General features: G+C 62.2%; 18 protein-coding genes and 3 tRNA genes. 18 read left to right on the forward strand and 3 right to left on the reverse strand.

The features are described 5' to 3' along the window. Nucleotides 1–9 precede the first annotated feature (9 nt). Nucleotides 10–807, forward strand: coding sequence for a mechanosensitive ion channel family protein (locus tag NOV21_RS10420; protein WP_283171050.1), 798 nt, complete (start codon nt 10–12; stop codon nt 805–807). A 123-nt stretch (nt 808–930) separates the two neighbouring features. Here NOV21_RS10420 and NOV21_RS10425 read toward each other — a convergent pair whose 3' ends face one another. Then, the gene (locus NOV21_RS10425) at nt 931–2,733 is read right to left on the reverse strand and encodes an ABC-F family ATP-binding cassette domain-containing protein (protein ID WP_283171049.1); all 1,803 of its coding nucleotides are present in this window, start codon (nt 2,731–2,733) and stop codon (nt 931–933) included. A 169-nt stretch (nt 2,734–2,902) separates the two neighbouring features. Between NOV21_RS10425 and NOV21_RS10430 the strand changes: the two genes are divergently transcribed. The 8 genes from NOV21_RS10430 to argS all read left to right on the forward strand — a co-directional run bounded on the left by NOV21_RS10430 (nt 2,903) and on the right by argS (nt 9,082). Beyond that, nucleotides 2,903–3,352 (forward strand): 6-pyruvoyl trahydropterin synthase family protein, encoded by a 450-nt coding sequence (locus tag NOV21_RS10430; protein ID WP_283171048.1) that lies wholly within the window; start codon nt 2,903–2,905, stop codon nt 3,350–3,352. Then, a complete protein-coding gene (rnhA, locus tag NOV21_RS10435) occupies nt 3,349–3,798 on the forward strand; it encodes a ribonuclease HI (RefSeq protein ID WP_283171047.1) in 450 nt (149 codons plus the stop codon). The genes NOV21_RS10430 and rnhA overlap by 4 nt, the downstream gene beginning before the upstream one ends. Nucleotides 3,799–3,816: 18 nt before the next feature. Next, nucleotides 3,817–5,226 carry a sodium-dependent transporter gene (locus tag NOV21_RS10440; protein WP_283171046.1) on the forward strand — a complete coding sequence of 470 codons (1,410 nt, stop codon included), beginning with the start codon at nt 3,817–3,819 and terminating at the stop codon, nt 5,224–5,226. A 63-nt stretch (nt 5,227–5,289) separates the two neighbouring features. Continuing rightward, nucleotides 5,290–5,365 (forward strand) — tRNA-Arg (locus tag NOV21_RS10445). 372 nt (nt 5,366–5,737) lie between these two features. After that, on the forward strand, nt 5,738–5,854 hold the full coding sequence (locus tag NOV21_RS10450) for a BrnT family toxin (RefSeq protein WP_283171801.1): 117 nt from the start codon (nt 5,738–5,740) through the stop codon (nt 5,852–5,854). Continuing rightward, complete coding sequence (gene brnA / locus NOV21_RS10455; protein ID WP_283171044.1) at nt 5,841–6,101, forward strand: type II toxin-antitoxin system BrnA family antitoxin; 261 nt, start codon at nt 5,841–5,843, stop codon at nt 6,099–6,101. Before NOV21_RS10450 ends, brnA begins: the two co-directional genes overlap by 14 nt. Before the next feature lie 192 nt (nt 6,102–6,293). Further along, a complete protein-coding gene (gene argF, locus NOV21_RS10460) occupies nt 6,294–7,286 on the forward strand; it encodes an ornithine carbamoyltransferase (protein WP_283171043.1) in 993 nt (330 codons plus the stop codon). Nucleotides 7,287–7,357: 71 nt separating this feature from the next. Further along, a complete protein-coding gene (argS, locus tag NOV21_RS10465) occupies nt 7,358–9,082 on the forward strand; it encodes an arginine--tRNA ligase (protein ID WP_283171042.1) in 1,725 nt (574 codons plus the stop codon). Between the two features lie 106 nt (nt 9,083–9,188). On the opposite strand, the gene NOV21_RS10470 is transcribed toward argS, so the two are convergent. Beyond that, nucleotides 9,189–11,219 (reverse strand): cation:proton antiporter, encoded by a 2,031-nt coding sequence (locus tag NOV21_RS10470; RefSeq protein ID WP_283171041.1) that lies wholly within the window; start codon nt 11,217–11,219, stop codon nt 9,189–9,191. Between the two features lie 230 nt (nt 11,220–11,449). Between NOV21_RS10470 and NOV21_RS10475 the strand changes: the two genes are divergently transcribed. From NOV21_RS10475 to NOV21_RS10500, 6 genes are all read left to right on the forward strand, one after another. Next, a tRNA-His gene (locus tag NOV21_RS10475) sits at nt 11,450–11,526 on the forward strand. 84 nt (nt 11,527–11,610) lie between these two features. Continuing rightward, nucleotides 11,611–11,686, forward strand: a tRNA-Lys gene (locus NOV21_RS10480). A 285-nt stretch (nt 11,687–11,971) separates the two neighbouring features. Beyond that, nucleotides 11,972–13,075: an ABC transporter substrate-binding protein gene (locus NOV21_RS10485; protein ID WP_283171040.1), complete on the forward strand. Its 1,104-nt coding sequence runs from the start codon at nt 11,972–11,974 to the stop codon at nt 13,073–13,075. Between the two features lie 35 nt (nt 13,076–13,110). Next, complete coding sequence (locus NOV21_RS10490; protein WP_283171039.1) at nt 13,111–14,202, forward strand: FecCD family ABC transporter permease; 1,092 nt, start codon at nt 13,111–13,113, stop codon at nt 14,200–14,202. Further along, nucleotides 14,202–14,954 (forward strand): ABC transporter ATP-binding protein, encoded by a 753-nt coding sequence (locus NOV21_RS10495; protein ID WP_283171038.1) that lies wholly within the window; start codon nt 14,202–14,204, stop codon nt 14,952–14,954. Before NOV21_RS10490 ends, NOV21_RS10495 begins: the two co-directional genes overlap by 1 nt. A gap of 24 nt (nt 14,955–14,978) precedes the next feature. Further along, nucleotides 14,979–15,563: a class I SAM-dependent methyltransferase gene (locus NOV21_RS10500; protein WP_283171037.1), complete on the forward strand. Its 585-nt coding sequence runs from the start codon at nt 14,979–14,981 to the stop codon at nt 15,561–15,563. A 116-nt stretch (nt 15,564–15,679) separates the two neighbouring features. On the opposite strand, the gene NOV21_RS10505 is transcribed toward NOV21_RS10500, so the two are convergent. After that, complete coding sequence (locus NOV21_RS10505; RefSeq protein WP_283171036.1) at nt 15,680–15,841, reverse strand: DUF1508 domain-containing protein; 162 nt, start codon at nt 15,839–15,841, stop codon at nt 15,680–15,682. 61 nt (nt 15,842–15,902) lie between these two features. Here NOV21_RS10505 and NOV21_RS10510 point away from each other — a divergent pair, with 61 nt between their 5' ends. The 3 genes from NOV21_RS10510 to NOV21_RS10520 all read left to right on the forward strand — a co-directional run bounded on the left by NOV21_RS10510 (nt 15,903) and on the right by NOV21_RS10520 (nt 18,695). Next, nucleotides 15,903–16,883 (forward strand): SLAC1 family transporter, encoded by a 981-nt coding sequence (locus NOV21_RS10510; RefSeq protein WP_283171035.1) that lies wholly within the window; start codon nt 15,903–15,905, stop codon nt 16,881–16,883. A 243-nt stretch (nt 16,884–17,126) separates the two neighbouring features. Beyond that, nucleotides 17,127–17,435: an integration host factor, actinobacterial type gene (gene mihF, locus NOV21_RS10515; protein WP_283171034.1), complete on the forward strand. Its 309-nt coding sequence runs from the start codon at nt 17,127–17,129 to the stop codon at nt 17,433–17,435. A 588-nt stretch (nt 17,436–18,023) separates the two neighbouring features. Further along, nucleotides 18,024–18,695, forward strand: a complete 672-nt coding sequence (locus NOV21_RS10520; RefSeq protein WP_283171033.1) for a 4Fe-4S dicluster domain-containing protein — start codon at nt 18,024–18,026, stop codon at nt 18,693–18,695.

Below are 18,695 nucleotides of genomic sequence, written 5' to 3' on the forward strand. Positions count from 1 at the left end.
AGGGGCGTTATGACTCTTCTCTCCGAATTTCAAACCGCGTATCCGCTGCTGTGGGATCTCATCCAGGCGGGGATCATTCTCGCGATCACGGGGGCGGTCGAGCACTTCGTGGTGCGCGTGATACGCCGCATCGGGTCGAGCGACAACACCGACCTGCCGTCGAGCAGCATATTCGCCAACATCGCACGGGTGGCCATCTGGCTCGCGGGCATCGGGATCGCGGCGAAGAACTGCTTCAACTACGATGTCACCGGCCTCGTCACCGCTCTGGGCGTCGGGGGCATCGCGCTTTCGCTCGGCCTGAAGGACACGATCGCCAACCTGTTCGGCGGATTGCAGATCTCGCTTGCGCACATCGTCGAGCCGGGCGACTATTTCGAGATGAACGGCATGCCCGCAAAGGTGACCGACGTCACCTGGCGCCATACCAAGCTCTTGGATGCGGGCGGGACGACGTATACCGTGCCGAACTCGCTGATGTACACGGAGATGCTCGTCGGATCCGGGGACGCTGGCTGGGTGTCCGTCCCGGTGCTCATCGCACCCGAAAGCGATGTGGAGGCGTTCACCTCCGAGATCCTGCGGGCGCTCGATGAGCCGCTTGCCGGGAAGGTGGGCGATCTTCCCACCGGCGTGCAGCTGAAGGGCATGACGGTCGGAGGGCTCTCCGCCACGGTGAACGCCTATGTGCGGCGCGATGCGATGTCCGCCGCGGCCGCCACGGACCTCATCATGCGATCGATCGACCCCGTCTTGAAGAAGTACTGCCATCTGGTGGATTCCCAGGCGATCCCCGAGTCGATATGAGCGGTGCCGCTTGAGGGCTCTCGGCACGTTGCGGGGTGGCCGACGGCCACCCCGCCGCAGATGCCGGTGAGCTGCGCGTTGTTAGGGAAGGTTATCCGGGAAAGCCCGGCAGCCCGACAGCCGTTACTCCCCCTCGAGGGCGGCGGAAAGCTCAAGCCAGTCGTCTTCAAGCGCGGCAAGCTCCCGCCTGGCCTCGTCGATTCTCGCCTGCGCGTCTGCGAGAGCTTCGAAATTATACGGATCGCATGCAGCAAGCTCCTCCTGCCGTTCTTCGACGCGCCTGCGGGCGGTGCCCATCTTCCGCTCCGTGCTGCGGACCCGTTTCTTCAATTCTCTGAGATCGCTGTTCGAAAGGCCGGGGGCGGGGGCGGCTGACGTTGGGGCTGGAACCGCTTTCCGCCGTTTCGGCTTCGCATCCATTTCTGCGGAAAGTAGATCGAGATATTCATCCACCCCGCCGGGGACGTGCTCGACATGCTTGTTGATGATCGCATATTGGTCGTCGGTCACGCGCTCGATGAAATAGCGGTCGTGGCTCACCACGATCAGGGTGCCCGGCCACCCGTCGAGAAGGTCCTCCGTCACCGCAAGCATGTCCGTGTCCAGGTCGTTGCCGGGTTCGTCCAGGATCAGCACGTTGGGTTCCTCAAGCAGTATGAGCAGCAATTGGAGGCGCCTGCGCTGGCCTCCCGATAGGTCCTTCACGCGCGAGTTGAGCTCGTCGCGGGAGAATCCGAGCCGCTCGAGCATCTTGGCGGGGGAGAGCTTGCGGCCCTCCACCTCGTAATACGTCTTGTAGCGTGAGAGCACGACGCGAACGATGTCGCCGGCAATGGGCTCCAGCTCGTCGAGGTTCTGCGTGAGCATTGCGCACTGCACGGTGCGCCCGATCTTGATGTGGCCCAACGTAGGGCGGATCGCCCCGCCCAGCAGCTTGAGCAGCGTCGTCTTGCCGGCGCCGTTTTCGCCGAGGATGCCGATGCGGTCCCCGGGGCCTATATTCCACGTTATGTCCGACAGCACGCGCTCTCCGCCGAGATCGACGCACACGTCGTCCAATTCCAGGACCTGCTTGCCCAGGCGGCCGATGGCCAGACGCTTGAGCTCGATGGGGTTCCGGACGGGCGGCACGTCTGCGATGAGCGCTTGCGCCGCCTCCACGTGGAACTTCGGTTTGCTCCTGCGCGCCTGGGCGCCGCGCGCGAGGAAGGCAAGCTCCTTGCGAAGCTGGTTCTCGCGCTTCTGCTTCTGGAGCGCGGCGAGGCGGTCGCGTTCCACGCGCTTCATGATATAGGCGGAATACCCGCCCTCGAACGGTTCGACTGCGCCGTCGTGGACCTCCCACATGCGGTCGCATACCTCGTCGAGGAACCATCGGTCGTGGGTGACCACCAGAAGGGCTCCCTGGCCCGCCGGCCATCGATCGCCCAGATGCCCGGCGAGCCAGGTGATCGTGGCGATGTCGAGGTGGTTCGTGGGTTCGTCCATCAGCATCAGGTCCCATCGGCCGATCAGCAGGCGTGCGAGATCCACCCGGCGCTGCTGCCCGCCGGAAAGGTTTCCCACCTGGACGTCCAGCGGGACGTCGCCGATGAGACGGTTCACGACCTCGCGCGCCGCACGATCGGCCTCCCAGGTGTAGGCGTCGGTCGTCGTCCTCGCGATGATGTTGCCCACGATGTCAGTTTGCGCGAAGGGCACGCGCTGATCGAGCATGCCGATGGAGGGACTTCCCGCCGTGACCACGGCGCCGCCATCGGGAGCGACCCTGCCCGCAAGCACGCGGAGGAGGGTCGATTTCCCGTCTCCGTTACGGCCGACGATGCCGATACGGTCCCCGGCGTTCACTCCGAGCGTCACGCCGTCGAACACCGTCTTGGCGGGCCATTCGTGGTGCAGGTCCTTTGCCGTCAACAAAACCGCCATGGTCGAAAAAGCTCCTCGCAAAGATGAAACGGGCAAGACCCCAAGGGAATCATTGTCCGAAAAACTTGTTTATATGCGCGCATATGCGCTCCAGGGCAAAATAGGGGAGGCTGCCCGCACCGGCTATGCTACCATTCTCAGGTTGAAACCGACCGAAGAAGGAAGTCCATTGTACGAGCTGAGAACAGAGGCGTGCTTCGACAGCGCCCATTTCCTCGCTGATTACCACGGCAAGTGCGAGAATCTGCACGGTCATCGTTGGCGCATGGTGGTCCGCATCGCCCAGGATACCTTGGGAGAGGAAGGCACCGAGCGCGACATGGTGATCGATTTCGGCGCGTTCAAGCGGCGGGTGCGCGCGTTGGCGGGGGAATTCGACCATACATTCCTCGTCGAGGCGGGAACGCTGCAGCCGGCGACCGTACGGGCGCTCGAATCCGAAGGGTTCGTGCTCAAGGTGCTCCCGTTTCGCACGACGGCCGAGAACCTCGCACGCCACTTCTTCGACCGGCTTTCCGCCGAGGGCTTGCCCGTGGCGAGCGTCGAGGTGTACGAGACCCCGCTCAACGGTGCCGCGTACCGGGCCGATGGAACGGTTTCCGCACGCGAGGGCCGATGATGCGCTGCCAGATCTATTGCGATGGCGGCTGCCGCGGCAACCAGCAGCGCGCCAACATCGGAGGCTGGGGCGTGTACCTGATCTGGGGAGAGCACACCAAGGAGCTGTGGGGCGGCGAGGCCGACACGACCAACAACAAGATGGAGCTGCAGGCCGCCATCGAGGGGCTGCGCGCCATTAAGAACAAGGGCGTCGGAGTGGATGTCTTCATGGACAGCGCCTATGTGTACAACGGCATCACCTCCTGGGTGAACGGCTGGAAGAGAAGAGGATGGGTCAAGGCGGACAAGAAGCCCGTTTTGAACAAGGACCAATGGATCGAGCTGCTGGCGGAGAAGGAGAAGTTCACCGACATCACCTTCAACAAGGTGAAAGGCCATGCGGACAACGAGGGCAACAACAAAGCCGACGAACTCGCGAACCGCGCCATGGACGAACTAGCATAGGAAACGAGGATCGGGGCAATGGCAGAAGAGATGCAGACCACGGCTGGACGTGAGCGTTTTTCAACGCGTCTGGGATTCATATTGATATCGGCCGGCTGCGCGATCGGCCTGGGGAACGTGTGGCGCTTCCCCTACATCACCGGCGAGTACGGCGGCGCGGCGTTCGTCCTGCTCTATCTGATCTTTTTGGTTATCCTCGGCCTCCCGGTCATGGTCATGGAGTTCGCGGTCGGGCGGGCGAGCCAGAAGAGCGCGGCGAAGGCGTTCGACGTGCTCCAGCCCAGTCGCCGATGGCATTGGTTCGGCTGGTGGGGCTTCATCGGCTGCTTGGTGCTGATGATGTTCTACACCACCGTGGGCGGATGGATGCTCTCCTATATCGTGAAGCTCGGAGTGGGCGAGTTCGACGGCCTGTCGGCCGAGGCGGTGGGCGCCGCGTTCTCGGGATCGCTTGCCGATCCCGTCCAGCAGATCGGATGGATGCTCGTCGCGACGTTCATCGGCTTCTTCGTGGTGAGCATGGGCGTGCAGAAGGGCGTCGAGCGCATCACGAAATGGATGATGGTGTTCCTGCTCGCCATCATGGTGGTGCTGGCCGTGCGCTCCATCACGCTTCCCGGGGCGGAAGCCGGCTTGGAATTCTACCTGCTGCCCGATTTCGGAAAGCTGTTCGCCGACCCTTCGACGTTCGCCGACGCGCTGTTCGCCGCCATGGGCCAAGCGTTTTTCACGCTGTCGCTGGGCATCTCCGCCATGGAGGTCTTCGGCAGCTATATAGGGAAGGACAATTCGCTGACCGGCGAGGCGATCCGCATCGTCGCCCTGGACACCTTCGTCGCCATCACCGCCGGCCTCATCATCTTCCCGGCGTGCTTCGCCTTCGGGGTGAACCCGGGCGAGGGGCCCTCGCTGGTCTTCGTCACGCTGCCGAGCGTGTTCAACCAGATGCCCCTCGGGCAGCTGTGGGGCGCGTTGTTCTTCGTGTTCATGAGCTTCGCCGCGCTCTCGACCATCATCGCCGTGTTCGAGAACCTCGTGTCCTTCGCGATGGATTATTGGGGCTGGAACCGCAACAAGGCGGTCGCGTCGATCGCCATCCTCGTCACGGTGCTCAGCATCCCGTGCGCGCTCGGGTTCAATGTGTGGGCAGGCTTCACCGTGCCCGGCATCGGGGACATCCAGGGCATCGAGGACTTCATCGTGTCCAACAACCTGCTTCCCTTGGGCAGCTTGCTGTATGTGCTGTTCTGCGTCACGAAGAAGGGCTGGGGCTGGGACGGGTTCCTGGCGGAGGCCGACGAGGGCGCCGGCGTCAAGTTCCCCGCCTGGGCGCATGGATGGCTGAAATACGGCGTGCCGGTTTTGATCCTCGCCATCTGGATCGGCGGCTACATCCCCAAGTTGGCGCTCTGGTTCGGAGGTATGTAATTCGAAGAGGCGTCGCGGCGGATGATGCCGCGGTGCTTTTCGTGCGCTACAATGCGGAGTTGTGCGCTCGTGGCTCAATGGATAGAGCATCGGACTTCTAATCCGACGGTTGCAGGTTCGAGTCCTGCCGGGCGCGCCAGCATAATCGCAGGCCATTCGACGATGTTACGGATGGCCTGCTTTCGTTTGCTGGCTTACGCTGGCTTATAAGAAAAACCTATAGCACGAAAAAAGGGAGGGCGAAAACCCTCCCATTGTTGTATCCGTTATCCCACAGCAGATATCGCGGGGCTTTTGCTGTTTTTCTAGCTTGCATTATACGCCTCATAAGCTTAATATAAGCTTATCGAAAGGAACGATATGGAATTCGAGTACGACCCCGCGAAGAGTGCGTCCAACAAGCTCAAACACGGAATCGACTTCGAGGACGGCAAGGCGCTGTGGGACGACCCGATAGCGCTCGAAGCCCCCGCTCCGCTACGAGGCCGAGGAGCGCTTCGCCGTCATCGGCATGATCGGCAGCAAGCACTGGACGGCAATTGCGACGCGCAGGGGCGATGCTGTGCGGATCATATCGCTCAGGCGGTCGCACCCCAACGAGGAAAGGGCTTACGATGAAGAGGTTTAGCAGCTCGGAAGAGATGGAGCGCGTGTTCGACGCGGGCGATGAGAGCATCCTCGACTATGCCGACATGAGCCGCGCCAGGCGCATCGGCGAACCCGCCAAGCGTATAAGCATGGACATGCCGCCTGGGATGGTGTCGCGCCTCGATCGCGAGGCCGCGAGGCTCGGTGTCAACCGGCAGGCCGTCATCAAGTTCGCCTGCGACGGCTACCTTGCGGAAGTGGAGCGACGGGAAGCCGCGTTGGCGTGACGGGCGCCCCGTTGCTGATTTTAAGCGGCGAAGTTTCTCGAAGGCTCTAAGCGCATAGACGTATTACAGTGATACACTATCCCAGGTCAGACGTTCGCAGAACTCAAGCCGGCAGGACTTCTAATCCGACGGTTGCAGGTTCGAGTCCTGCCGGGCGCGCCATTTTTTTCGCATTCATTCGAGGGGGTTGCCATGCCTACGAGCCTAAGCGGTCGCGATTTTCTGAAGCTTCTTGATTTCACGGGCGAGGAGATCGCCTACCTTGTCGATCTGGCTGCCAAGTTCAAGAAGCTGAAGCACGAGGGCACGCCGCATCGGTACCTGGAGGGGAAGAACATCGTGCTGATGTTCCAGAAGACGTCCACGCGCACCCGGTGCTCCTTCGAGGTGGGCGCCAAGGATCTGGGCATGGGCGTCACCAACCTGGAGCCCGCCAGCTGCCAGCTGGGGACGAAGGAGTCCATCGAGGACACCGCACGCGTGCTCGATCGCTTCTACGACGGCATCGAGTTCCGCGGGTTCGCGCACGCCGACGTCGAGGAGCTCGCCGCCAACGCGGAGGTGCCGGTGTGGAACGGCCTCACCAACGAATGGCATCCGACGCAGATGATCGCCAATATGCTCACCATGAAGGAGAATTTCGACGATATCCGCGGGAAGACGATGGTCTTCATGGGCGATGCAAAGAACAATGTGGCGCGCAGCCTCATGGTGGCCTGCGCGAAGCTCGGGCTGAATTTCGTCGCCTGCGGACCTGTGGACTGCATGCCCGGCCGGGATGTGATCGATGCGACCCGCCCGTTCTTCGAAGAGTATGGCTGCACATGCAAGCTGACCCAGGACGTGGCGGAGGGCGTCGCCGGGGCGCACGCGATCTACACCGACGTGTGGGTGTCGCTGGGCGAGCCCGACGAGGTGTGGGAGCCGCGCATCGCAAGCCTTCAGCCCTATCGTGTGAACAGCGATGTCATGGCGATGGCGGACCCGAACGCGATCTTCTTGCACTGCCTGCCCGCGTTCCACGACACGAACACCGTCATCGGCGCGGCTAAGGCGAGGCAATTCGGCATCACCGAGATGGAAGTGACCGACGAGGTGTTCGAGGGCCCGCAGAGCCGCGTGTTCGACGAGGCCGAGAACCGCATGCACACCATCAAGGCAATTATGTACGCGACGCTTTCTTAGCGGGCTCCTCGCTGGGCGAATGCTAGAATGGCGAACGTTCATGTACCCTGCCTGAAAGGTGTTTCGCCTCTATGCATATTCGCGAGGAATTGGAGAATTTGATCGCCGCGGCATTCGCCCGCGCTGTCGAAGACGGATCGTTCACGTTGGAGGAGATCCCCGCGGTGACGTTGGAGCGTCCCCGCGATGCCTCCAATGGCGATTGGGCGTGCACCGACGCGCTGCACTTAGCGCGCGAGATGCATATGAATCCGCGGAACATCGCGCAGACGCTGGTGGACCATCTTCCGGCCACCGACATGATCGAGAAGGTGGGCATCGCCGGGCCCGGGTTCATCAACTTCACCGTAGCTCCCCGGGTGTTCCAGGATGTTGTCGCGCAGGTGCGCGCGGAGGGCCCCGATTACGCGAAGAGCACGCTCCCCGAGCCGTGCAAAGTCGATATCGAATATATCTCGGCCAATCCGACGGGCCCGTTCCACGTCGGACACGGCCGTTGGGCGGCGCTAGGCGATGCGACCGCGCGCGTGATGCGGCATGCGGGCTACGAGGTGTACGAGGAGAACTACGTCAACGACCACGGCGTCCAGATGGACAATTTCGCAGCCAGCGTCGTCGCGCGGTACCTTCAGCTGCTGGGGCATGATGCCGAGCTGCCGGAGAGCAGCTATGCGGGTTCCTACGTGAAGGACATCGCCCAGGCGATCATCGACCAAGACGGCGATGCGTGGGAGGATGCGGACGAGGCCGAGCGCCTGCTGAACTTCCGCGAGCGGGCCTACGCCTACGAGTTGGCTGAGCAGCATCGCGTCTGCGACGAGTTCGGCACGCATTTCGACACGTGGTTCAGCGAGCGCACCCTCTACGAAGAGGACGAGAACGGGAAGAGCAAGGTCGACTACGCGCTCGAAGCGATGGACGGCGCCGGCTATGTGTACGGGAAAGACGATGCGATCTGGTTCCGCAGCACCGCCTTCGGCGATGACAAGGATCGCGTGCTGAAGAAGGCGAACGGCGAGTACACGTACTTCACGAGCGACGTCGCGTACCACTATGACAAGGTGCAGCGGGGATTCGACCGCCTGATCGACATCTGGGGCGCGGACCACCATGGCTACATCGCGCGATGCGAGGCGATGCTCTCGGCCTGGGGATATCCCGGCATCCTCGAAGTCGTGCTCGGGCAGTTGGTGAACCTGTACCGCAACGGCAAGCCGGTCCGCATGAGCAAGCGCACGGGCGAGATGATCACGTTCGAGGAGGTCATCGACGAAGTTGGCGTGGACAGCACGCGATGGCTCATGCTGTCGCGAAGCGCGGACCAGGCAATCGACTTCGACATCGAGGAGGCTAAGAAGCAGGACGCGAGCAATCCCGTCTACTATGTGCAGTACGCCCATGCGCGCATCTGCAGCATACTGCGCAATGCCGCGCCGGAGGACCTGCGCAACCGCGCGCTGGCGGGCAATGTGTCCATGGATGAGCTATCCGCCCGGGTCATCCCCGTCGATGTCGATCTGTCCGTCCTCGTCGAGCCGAGCGAGGTTGCCCTGATGCGCAAGATGGAGACGCTGGGGGAGTTCATAGCCTTGGCGGCGCGCGACCGCGCGGCGTTCCGGCTGACGCATTTCAGCCAGGATATGGCGGGGCTGTTCCACGTGTTCTACACTAACTGCCATGTGCTCTCGGATGATAAAGGCCTCCAGAACGCACGCCTGGCGCTCATCGACAGCGTGCGCATCGTACTGGAGATCACGCTCGGGCTTTTGGGGATCTCCGCGCCCATTAAAATGTAGCATGGGAAGCGCGAGCGGCTGCGATCCTCGGTGAGGCGGGAAGGTGCGCATCGCGTTTCCCTTCCCATCCTTCTGCCGCCGTGGCGCATGCCCGCGCAAAAGGGGATCAATCGCTGTCGAGCACTTCCAAATCGACCATCATCAGATAGACGTTGTCCCTCATGTGCTTTGCCGTCGCCTTCGTGATGCGGTGCGCCTCGAGCGCATCTTGGATCTCCTCGAGCTCGATGTTGTACGCCAGGCGCTCGATGGCGTCCGTCTTGTCCGCCGTGCGGGCGTACGAGGTGATGCTGGGGCGCTTGCGCTCCGCCTGCGCGAGGAGCGTGCGGTGGGATGCGCAGACGCGGGTGATCAGCTCGGCGGGATAGCGGTCGTCGTTCGACCGCAGCAGATGGTTCAGATAGCGGATCGATTCCCTGATCCCCAATATCTTGATCTCCAAGGCGGTCGAATTCGGCTTTCTTCCGATCCTGATCGTCTCAAGCCAGTGGTGCAAGGCCCGGCGGCTTCGGCGAACGACCTTTTTTAAGTGACGGATATCGGGTGCGGCTGCGCTTGACGTCAACGTGCCGCGAATCTGGCGAAGGCGCCTGACGAGGTGAAATGTTTCGATATCATCGATTTTCCCCTCGTCGACCAGGGCCTCCAGATACCCGATTTGATGGGTGATCACCTCGGCTTGCAATTTCGCCTCGGGCACCGTTTCGAGATCCCATTTGTTCTGGGCGCGTGCGATGCGGTCATTGTATGATTGGACGACCATATGGGTGGCGGCCGAGGTCTCCTCGGTGCGCGCTTCGGTCAGACGCTCGATGACGCGGCGGAATATGTCGATCTCGCTTCGGATGCGATCGTCTTCGTCTTCGACGACTTTCTGCGACTTGGGGGCGAGGACGGGGAGCAGGAAATTCGCAAGGAGCAGCGTGAGAAGGATCGTCCCCGAGGCGAGGAAGATGATGAGATCGCGCTGCGGGAAATCGACGCCCGAGGCCGTCGTGTACGGGGTGCTCAGCACGACGGAGAGCGTGACGGCGCCCTTGGGGCCGCCGATGGTGGTGACCAGCGCCGACCGCGCCATGCCCGGACGCCTGTGACGCCGTTTGCCGGATGACAGGTCGCGCCCGAAGTATTCGAGCCCCAAGACCCATACGAACCGTGTGACAACCAGTATCGCCGTGATGGCAACCACGTACCCTACGACTGTGAAGTTGTCGATTCCCGCGTACGACCAGGTTCCCTGCATGGCGAGCGGAAGCTCCATTCCCAGCAGCGTGAACACGATGCCGTTGAGCCCGAAGGCGAGCACGTTCCATACGCTGGTGGAAACGATGGAGAGTTGGGCCGCTTTGGGCCCGATGGTGCGGTCCTCGATCAGGCTGATCACGATGCCCGCGGCGACCACGGCCAGGATGCCCGAAACCCCCGCAATCTCCGAGAGCAGGTAGATGAGGAAGGGGAGCGTCACGTCGAACATGACGTGGAAGGTGGTCGAATCGAGCCCCATGCGGTCGAGGGTCTTCATGATCCAGCGGGCGAACCACCCCAGGGCGATGCCGAACAGGATGCCGCCGACGAACGCGAACGCGAAATCGGCTGCGGCGCTGGCAACCGCGAATGTGCCGGTGACCGCCGCCGAGACGGCGAATTGAAACGCAACGACGCCGGACGCGTCGTTGATGAGCGCCTCGCCCGATAGCAGGGCGCTTTCCTTCCGATTCGGCTCTGCCGTGTTCGTGAGGGATGCTACGGCGACGGCGTCGGTGGGCCCGAGGGCCGCGCCGAGGGCGAGGGCGGCTGCGAGCGGGATGGACGGCTCGAGAACATGGACGCTGAAGCCGACGGCGAGCATGATCGCGACAACGAGCCCGACGGCCAGGGAGAGGATGGCCTGCCGGTGGCGGACCAAGCCCAGTTTGTCGGATTCCTTCGCGTCGCGGAAGAGGAGCGGCGCGATGAACACGACGAGGAAGAACGAGGGGTCGAAATTGATCTGGATGGGATCGGTTGCCATCATGCCGATGGCAACGCCGAGCGCGATCTGGATCAGAGGGAGGGAGACGCGGGGAATGACGCGCTCGAGCACGGCCGAGATCAAAACGGCCGCAAGCAAAAACAGCACCAGTTCGAATGTCTGCATCCGCCCTCCTGGAATCGCAGCATGATGATTGATTTTACCAGCGATCAAGCGGTTCGGGGCCTGCGCGCCCCGTTTATCCGCATTGCGGTTCCGCCAGCCGTTTCGACAGCTCGGGCCGCGTTTCCGGCGGAGTTCGTGCCGGAGTTCGGGCCCGGGAAAACCCTCGTGCAGAAATATTGGAGCGCTTGCGCAACGGTCTGATGTGCCGTATAGTTACCAACCGCGCCATGGTGGATGTGGCCTAGCTGGTTAGGGCGTCAGATTGTGGCTCTGAAGGTCGAGAGTTCGAATCTCTCCATCCACCCCAGCGCGCTTTTGAAAAAAGCCCTTGCATGTTGCAAAGGGCTGTCATAGAATAGCGTTCGCGTTTTTTGGGAATGCTAAACCATTTGGACCGGTAGCTTAGTTGGTAGAGCAGGGGACTCTTAATCCCAAGGTCCGGGGTTCGAGTCCCCGCCGGTCCACCATCGAAACCCATTGCTCCCGTACAGGGAGTTTTTGCTTTTCAGGATCCTTTTCGAGGTTAAAGTACTCAAGGCATGCAACTCTCCTTTTTCGTGACCTGCGGGAGGTTAGACCCTTGCAAGCATGGGGCTGCGTCCCAGGCTCCGATTCACCCGCCGCACGAAAAGTCGCTTCGATTTGGGAAACTCATGCTATAGTGGCGATGTTACGAACATCGTATCCGTAATATGTTCTCGAATCAGTCCGGAAGAGCCGATTCCCAAGGGGGTCGGAGGAAAGAAGGGGTCATGAAACGCAGTCATGGTATCCTATTGGCCGCGCTCGTAGCGGCGGTTCTCGCATTCGTGCTCGCCGGGTGCGCGGGCGGCACGCAGGCCAGCAACGCCCCGGCGACGAAATCCGTCACCGATGCCTACGGCCGGACGGTCGACGTCCCCGCCGACGTGCAAAGAGTCGCGACGGTCGGCAGCGGCGCGCGCTTCGTGGTCTATGCCGGCGCCCAAGACAAGCTGGTCGCCGTCACCGAGATGGAGACGCGCTCCTCCAATTCGCGCCCGTACACCATCGTGCATAAGGATCTCTTCGCGAATCTCCCCGTCACGAGCAACGGCAACCATCTGATGGAAACGAGCGTGAACACCGAGGAGATGCTCAAAGCCGATCCCGACGTGATCGTCTCCAGCCGCAGCGCTGCCGAGTGCGACGAGCTCCAGCAGACGATGGGCATTCCCGTCGTGGGGATCTCGTATCAGAACCAGCTGTTCAGCGATGACGTGTGCACGTCCATCTCCTGCGTCGGCGAGGCGCTGGGCACATCCGATCATGCCCAGGCGACCGTCGCGAAGATCAAGGAGTGGGAAGCTGACCTGGATGCCCGCACGAAGGACATTCCCGCCGCCGAAAAGCCCTCCGTCTACGTGGGCGCGGTGAACTACAAAGACAAGAAAAGCTTCGGCGGCACCTATTGCGGCTATGCGCCCCTCGATGCCGTCCATGGGATGAACGTCGCAGATTCTCTGGATAAGAAGGGCTCCGTCGATGTCGATCTGGAGCAAATCGGCGTCTGGGATCCCGATTACATGTTCCTCAACGCGGGGAATATGGAGCTGATGAAGAAGGAATACGCCGACAACCAGGCGTTCTTCGACGGTCTCAAAGCGTTCGAGACGAATCGGCTCTACTCCCAGCCTGCCTTCAATTACAACGGGACGAACGTGGAGATGGGCATATGCGATGCCTACTTCATCGGGGCGACGATCTACCCGGAAAAATTCGCGGACGTCGATGTCGCGCAGAAGTACTCCGAGATCTTCACCACGATGCTCGGCGATGATTTCTATCCCACGATGAAGGAAGCGGGCATGGACTTCACCTCGCTTTCGTTCTCGTAGTCGAACCAAAATCGTTGAAATCGCAGGCTTCGTAGGTGAATGAGGATAGGGTCACGGGCGGCGCTCCGAAGCCGCCCGTCGATATCGGACGGTCGTATGCCGCGTATGCCCGGCACAAGGTCGCCGTGCTGATCGGTCTATGCGTGGCGGTCGCGGCGCTCGCCGTGGCGACGTTGGGGATGGGATCATACGACCTCTCCCTGCCGGACATCGTCAAAGGCCTTCTGCAGCAAGCTGACTCGCGCACCAACGCGATCATCTGGAACATGCGCCTGCCCCGCGTTCTGACGGCGCTCGTCGCCGGCGCATCGCTTTCCCTGGCCGGCTGCGCCTACCAGAGCCTACTGCGCAACCCTCTCGCCTCTGCAAGCACGCTCGGCATCTCCCAGGGGGCTGCCTTCGGCGCCTCGCTGGCGATCATCGTGCTGGGGGGCGGGGGAGCGGCCGCCGCGTTCGAAGGCGTCAACAGCGGCGACCCCGCTCTCACCGTCCTGTGCGCGTTCGTCGGCGCCATGCTCTCAACGATGGTGATCTTGGGCCTTTCGCGTCTGCGCGAGATGACGCCGGAGAGCATCGTGCTTCTGGGCGTGGCACTCTCCGCGCTGTTCACGGCCGGCACCACGTTCATACAATACTTCGCTGAGGACACCCAGGTTGCCGCTGTCGTGTTCTGGACGTTCGGCGACCTGAGCCGCGTGAACATGAGCCAGCTCGCCATAATGGTGGCGGTCATGGTCGCCGTTGCGGTGTTCTGCCATCTGAACCGGTGGAAATTCAACGCGATCGAATCGGGCGAGGGCCTCGCGCATGGCCTCGGCGTCGCGGTCACGAGCACGCGCCTTGCGGGTATGGTGGTCGCCTCGGCTGCCGCTGCGTCGGTCATCGCGTTTTGCGGCATCGTGAATTTCGTGGGTCTGGTCGCGCCTCATATCATGCGGCGGGTTCTTGGCGCGGATTACCGCTATCTGCTGCCATCGTCGGCGGTGTGCGGGGCCGGCCTGGTCCTCCTTGCGGATATCCTCTGCCGCACGATCGTCGCGCCCCTGATACTGCCCATTTCCGCGGTCACCTCGCTGGTAGGCGCGCCACTGTTCATCTACCTGCTGTTCAGGGGGGTGCAACGCTGATGCTCGAGGCGCAGGGAATCTCGTTTTCGTATCGGCGCGGGGCTCCCGTGCTCCGCGATGTGAGCGTGCAGCTGGAGCCCGGCTCTTTTCTGGCGATTCTCGGAGTGAACGGATGCGGGAAATCCACACTTCTCCGCTGCCTGATGGATATGGAGCGCCCTGATTCCGGGCGGATCCTGCTCGACGGCACGGATGTCTCCGCCGTTTCCCGGCGGCAGCGGGCAAGGAAGGTCGCCTTCGTCGCGCAGCATAGCCACGCGAACCGGCTTGCCGTGTACGATGCCGTCCTGCTCGGCCGCAGCCCCTTCATGGACGGCGCGCCCTCGGCGGAGGATAAGCGGATCGTGGAGGAGGTGCTGGGCCGCTTGAAACTGGAGGGCTATGCGCTTCGCAACGTGGACGAGCTCTCGGGCGGGGAGTACCAGAAGGTGGTGCTCGCCCGCGCGTTCGTGCAGTGCACGAAGACGCTCCTGCTCGACGAACCGACGAACAACCTCGATCCCTCGAATCGCGACGAGGTCATGCGCACGGTCCGGGAAGAGGTCGATGGCCGCGGCGTCGCGGCGGCGGCCGTCCTGCACGATGTGAACCTCGCGTTGCGGTTCTGCGATCGATTCCTGTTCATCCGCGACGGGCGAGTGGATGCGTACGGAGGCCCATCCGTGGTCGACGAGCATGAAGTCGAGAGGGTCTACGGCCTGAAGGCGGAGGTCATCGAGCATCGGGGCCGTCGCATGATCGTCGTTCTGTAAACCAAGCACGCAAAGGAGATTCCGTTGATAGACGTAGCCGAGTATTTCGATGCGAAAGCGTCAAACTGGGATGCAAGCGCCCATACCTCAAGTCCGATCCAGCCTGCGGTCGCCGCCCTCGCCGGGGTGGGGGATGGTTCGTCGGTCCTCGATCTCGGATGCGGCACGGGGGTGATGGTGTCCGAGTACCTTAAAGCAGGCGCCGAGCGCGTGCTCGGGGTCGATGTGTCCCCGCAGATGATCGCCCGCGCTCGTGAGAAGTTCTCCGGCGAAGGGAGGGTCGAGTTCATCGCATCCGATGCCGTCGACCTGGAGCCGCGGGATACGTTCGACGCGGCGGTGATCTACAACGCCTATCCTCATTTCCTCAAGCGGGAGCTGCTCGTTCGGAAGGTGGCAGAGCTGCTTGCGCCGCATGGCAGGTTCACGATCGCCCATGGTGCGGGTCGCGACCAGATCAACGGCCATCACAGGCACGGCGTTCCGGGCGAGGTGGTGTGCGAGCTGCGCGCGGCCGAGGAGGAATGCGACATCTGGCGCGACCTATTCACCATCGATGCGGTTATCGACACGCCGGAATTCTACGCGTTCTCCGGGTTCCTGAAGTAGAGCGGACAAAAAATCGAGGTGTCCGGCGTTGTGGCAGGAACCACGGCCAAGATCTAGCGGTAGAACTCGACGACCGCCCCAGAGGCGTTCGCTTTGATGCTCTCGATGTCTTTCAATCAGGATGCGAGCGACTTGTAGGCCTGCTCGACCGCGATGATCTCACCGCTGCGCGCCTTCAGACGGAAGCGCGCCTTGCCGGCGTTATCGGCGTAGACCTCTAATTCGGGATTCTTCTTCTGCGTGAATTCCTCTTTGCTCGGATCCTCGATGGATGCCATGGTCGAATCGTCTATCCTGATCCATGTACCGAATAGGATATAAGCAAGGCGAAGAGGGGGCATGCCATTGGACCGCAGCAATCGATCGCGCTTAGCCCAAATGCTCGAACGGGCCCCTTACACATGCGGGGGGATTGCCCTCGCATGGGCAGCGTTCGGGAACTTCCTCCCGCGTCCCGAATTCGACGTTCTCCGATGGTGCTGCGGCTGCATCGCTGTCGCGTTCCTCGCGCTTGTCTTCGCGAAGATGGCGGCGTTCCCGCATTCGCTTGCCTCAGCGAAGGGCAACCCCGTTCTCTGGGCCGGATTCGCCACGATCTACATGGCTCTCATGGTATGCTCCACCTATCTCGTCGATATCCAGCCTCAGATAGCCCTCGCGGTATGGACTGCCGCGTTGGGCGCGCATTTTTGCCATATGGCGGATTACTCGATAACGCATCTCCCGCGTATGACGATGGAAAACCTCCATGCGACGATACTGATCGTTTACGTGGGCATCGCCATAGCGGCGGTGACCGCCCCGCTCCATCATCAAGAGCGCATCGGGCTTCTCGTCCTGGCGCTCGCGGGCATCGGGCTTTGCATCTTCGTTCCCCTGCTCGTATGGCGCTATCTGCGGCGCCGCAGGGTTCCAGATCGCCTCGCCCCGGCGTTCTGCGTGCTCGCCGCCCCGTTCTCATTGGTCACCGCGGGCTATATCTGCTGTATGGATGCGCCTGACGAGCTTTTCATCGGCATACTGGGGGTCATCTGCACGGTCTTTTACGTGGTCGTGCTTTCGCGGGTGCCGGGGATCATCGCACGGTCGCGGGAGTTCTCGCCGACGCTCGCGTGCCTGAGCTTCCCCTTCACCATCAGCGCCCGCGCATCGCGGTGGCTCAGCATCGCCTTCGCGACCCTGGGCTCGCCATCAGACGCCTGCTTCTACCAGGTGCTCTTCATCGTGCAGGTAGCGATCGCGTTCTGCCTCATCTGCTATGCGTCCGTGCGCTTCGCCCGGGAGATCCTCAAGGGGGGTCACGCGGCAAAAGCCTTTTGACCGCGTTAAACGGCGCCCGGACCCCCAGCTGACGATCGCTTCCGAACTCCCTTCGACGGGGCGCATTTGCGTCGGAAGCCTCATAAGAATCTGATGATGTCCGTTCGTCCCAAGTGGGAATACCTTAAAAATAATCCCTGTACGCGGGAGTTCTTCCAATGTGTGCTATAGTTTCCCGCGGATTATCCGCAAAGGTCCGCGCCGGAAGACTGGCACGCGGCCTCTACGACCAAGGAGAAAAGTATGCCACTTCCTCAGATGACTCCTGAACAGCGCGCTGCCGCATTGGAAAAGGCGAAGGCCGCCCGCGCGAAGCGCTCTGCTCTGCGCGCCGACATCAAAGCTGGAAAGGTCAGCCTGAAAGAGGTGCTCGCCAGCACCGACGAGATTGCGAAGAAGACCAAGGTCAAGCAGATTCTCGTGTCCCTTCCCGGCGTCGGCAAAGTCACTGCCGAAAACGCCATGGAGGAGATCGGCATCGACGAAAACCGCAAGGTCGGCGGCCTGGGCGCCAACCAAAAGGCGAAGCTGCTCGAGCGTTTCGGGGCGTAACCGCGGGAGCGCATATCGGCTCGCATGCGAAGGAGCGGGAAGGGTGCATGCCCTTCCCGCTCTTTGTGTGCCGAGCATGCACGCGTCTCTCATGGGCGAAAGTCCCTAGGGAGCCGCTGATTTATTCCGCCGGCCCGAGAACGACATGCTGGCGCCGGAGCGGCTCGATCCCCGTTCGCGCACGTCAGCGCGCACGCTCGCCTTTCGCCGCTCCGGCACTCAGCCCGCCGCCCCCGGCCAAGGCGGAATTCATCAGTGCTTTCCTAGCGCGCAGCCAATGGCAAGGGCGCCCGCCGCGAGGCGGAATCCGAAAGAAGCCGAAATGTGCGATCTTGCTAGGTGCTGAGCTTTGGAGCCGCCGTGTACCGAACGGCGCGCACGGTGGTGCGGGATCGATTGCCATCGCGTTTGAAACTGCCCGCCTCAAGTGGGTTGGCATCGGAGACTGGATAGGAGCGGCAAACTTCTCACCTGGTGTTTTACGCCCTTGATTCGCACTTCCTGAAAGAGGTGAGGGTAAACCCCGATACCGACCTGCATGCTTCCTTCATACCATGACCATATGGGTTGAGACAGAGGGAGTTCCAGATGGCTGATAAAGACATCTCACGCCGCCGATTCCTGGGAGGGGCGGGCGTCGCGGCTGCGAGCGTCGGCGCGCTCGCGGTAGGGGGCCAGGCTGTTGCTTTCGGCATCACGGGAGACGCGGGGCACATCCGCCCGCCCGGAGCGAAGGACGAGGCCGACTTCTCCGCACGTTGCATTCGCTGCGGCAAATGCGTGCAGGCTTGTCCGTACGAGTCCATCAAGCCAGTCCGATCGCTCCTCGATTCGGCTACGGGAACCCCGTATATCGAAGCGCGTTCGCGCGCATGCCGCATGTGCGCCGACGTGCCCTGCGTGCCCGTATGCCCCACCGGGGCGCTTCGGGACGTCGAGGAACCCGAGCAGATCAAGATGGGCTACGCGGTCATCCTCGAAGACCTGTGCATCGCCTACGCCGGCATGCGCTGCGAGGTGTGCTACCGCGCCTGCCCCCTCATCGACCAGGCGATCACCATCGATTACCGCGAGCGCGAGGACGACGCCATCCACCTCATCTTCGCGCCGGTCATCCACGATGACATCTGCACCGGCTGCGGATGGTGCGTCGAGCGGTGCGTGACCGATACCCCCAGCATCGCCATCGTCCGCACGCTCGAAGAGGCGGAGGCCATGCGCGAGGAGCATCGCAACATGGAAAAGGTTCGCAACTACTAG

Origin of the sequence: Curtanaerobium respiraculi, from assembly GCF_024609215.1 — a bacterium.
GTDB lineage: Bacteria > Actinomycetota > Coriobacteriia > Coriobacteriales > Eggerthellaceae > Curtanaerobium > Curtanaerobium respiraculi.

What these genes read in the sequence shown, in the direction of transcription:
- NOV21_RS10420 (WP_283171050.1), top strand. Translation starts at nt 10, where the DNA reads ATGACTCTTCTCTCCGAATTTCAAACCGCGTATCCGCTGCTGTGGGAT.
- NOV21_RS10425 (WP_283171049.1), bottom strand. Translation starts at nt 2,733, where the DNA reads ATGGCGGTTTTGTTGACGGCAAAGGACCTGCACCACGAATGGCCCGCC.
- rnhA (WP_283171047.1), top strand. Translation starts at nt 3,349, where the DNA reads ATGATGCGCTGCCAGATCTATTGCGATGGCGGCTGCCGCGGCAACCAG.
- NOV21_RS10440 (WP_283171046.1), top strand. Translation starts at nt 3,817, where the DNA reads ATGGCAGAAGAGATGCAGACCACGGCTGGACGTGAGCGTTTTTCAACG.
- NOV21_RS10450 (WP_283171801.1), top strand. Translation starts at nt 5,738, where the DNA reads ATGATCGGCAGCAAGCACTGGACGGCAATTGCGACGCGCAGGGGCGAT.
- brnA (WP_283171044.1), top strand. Translation starts at nt 5,841, where the DNA reads ATGAAGAGGTTTAGCAGCTCGGAAGAGATGGAGCGCGTGTTCGACGCG.
- argF (WP_283171043.1), top strand. Translation starts at nt 6,294, where the DNA reads ATGCCTACGAGCCTAAGCGGTCGCGATTTTCTGAAGCTTCTTGATTTC.
- argS (WP_283171042.1), top strand. Translation starts at nt 7,358, where the DNA reads ATGCATATTCGCGAGGAATTGGAGAATTTGATCGCCGCGGCATTCGCC.
- NOV21_RS10470 (WP_283171041.1), bottom strand. Translation starts at nt 11,219, where the DNA reads ATGCAGACATTCGAACTGGTGCTGTTTTTGCTTGCGGCCGTTTTGATC.
- NOV21_RS10485 (WP_283171040.1), top strand. Translation starts at nt 11,972, where the DNA reads ATGAAACGCAGTCATGGTATCCTATTGGCCGCGCTCGTAGCGGCGGTT.
- NOV21_RS10495 (WP_283171038.1), top strand. Translation starts at nt 14,202, where the DNA reads ATGCTCGAGGCGCAGGGAATCTCGTTTTCGTATCGGCGCGGGGCTCCC.
- NOV21_RS10505 (WP_283171036.1), bottom strand. Translation starts at nt 15,841, where the DNA reads ATGGCATCCATCGAGGATCCGAGCAAAGAGGAATTCACGCAGAAGAAG.
- NOV21_RS10510 (WP_283171035.1), top strand. Translation starts at nt 15,903, where the DNA reads ATGCCATTGGACCGCAGCAATCGATCGCGCTTAGCCCAAATGCTCGAA.
- mihF (WP_283171034.1), top strand. Translation starts at nt 17,127, where the DNA reads ATGCCACTTCCTCAGATGACTCCTGAACAGCGCGCTGCCGCATTGGAA.
- NOV21_RS10520 (WP_283171033.1), top strand. Translation starts at nt 18,024, where the DNA reads ATGGCTGATAAAGACATCTCACGCCGCCGATTCCTGGGAGGGGCGGGC.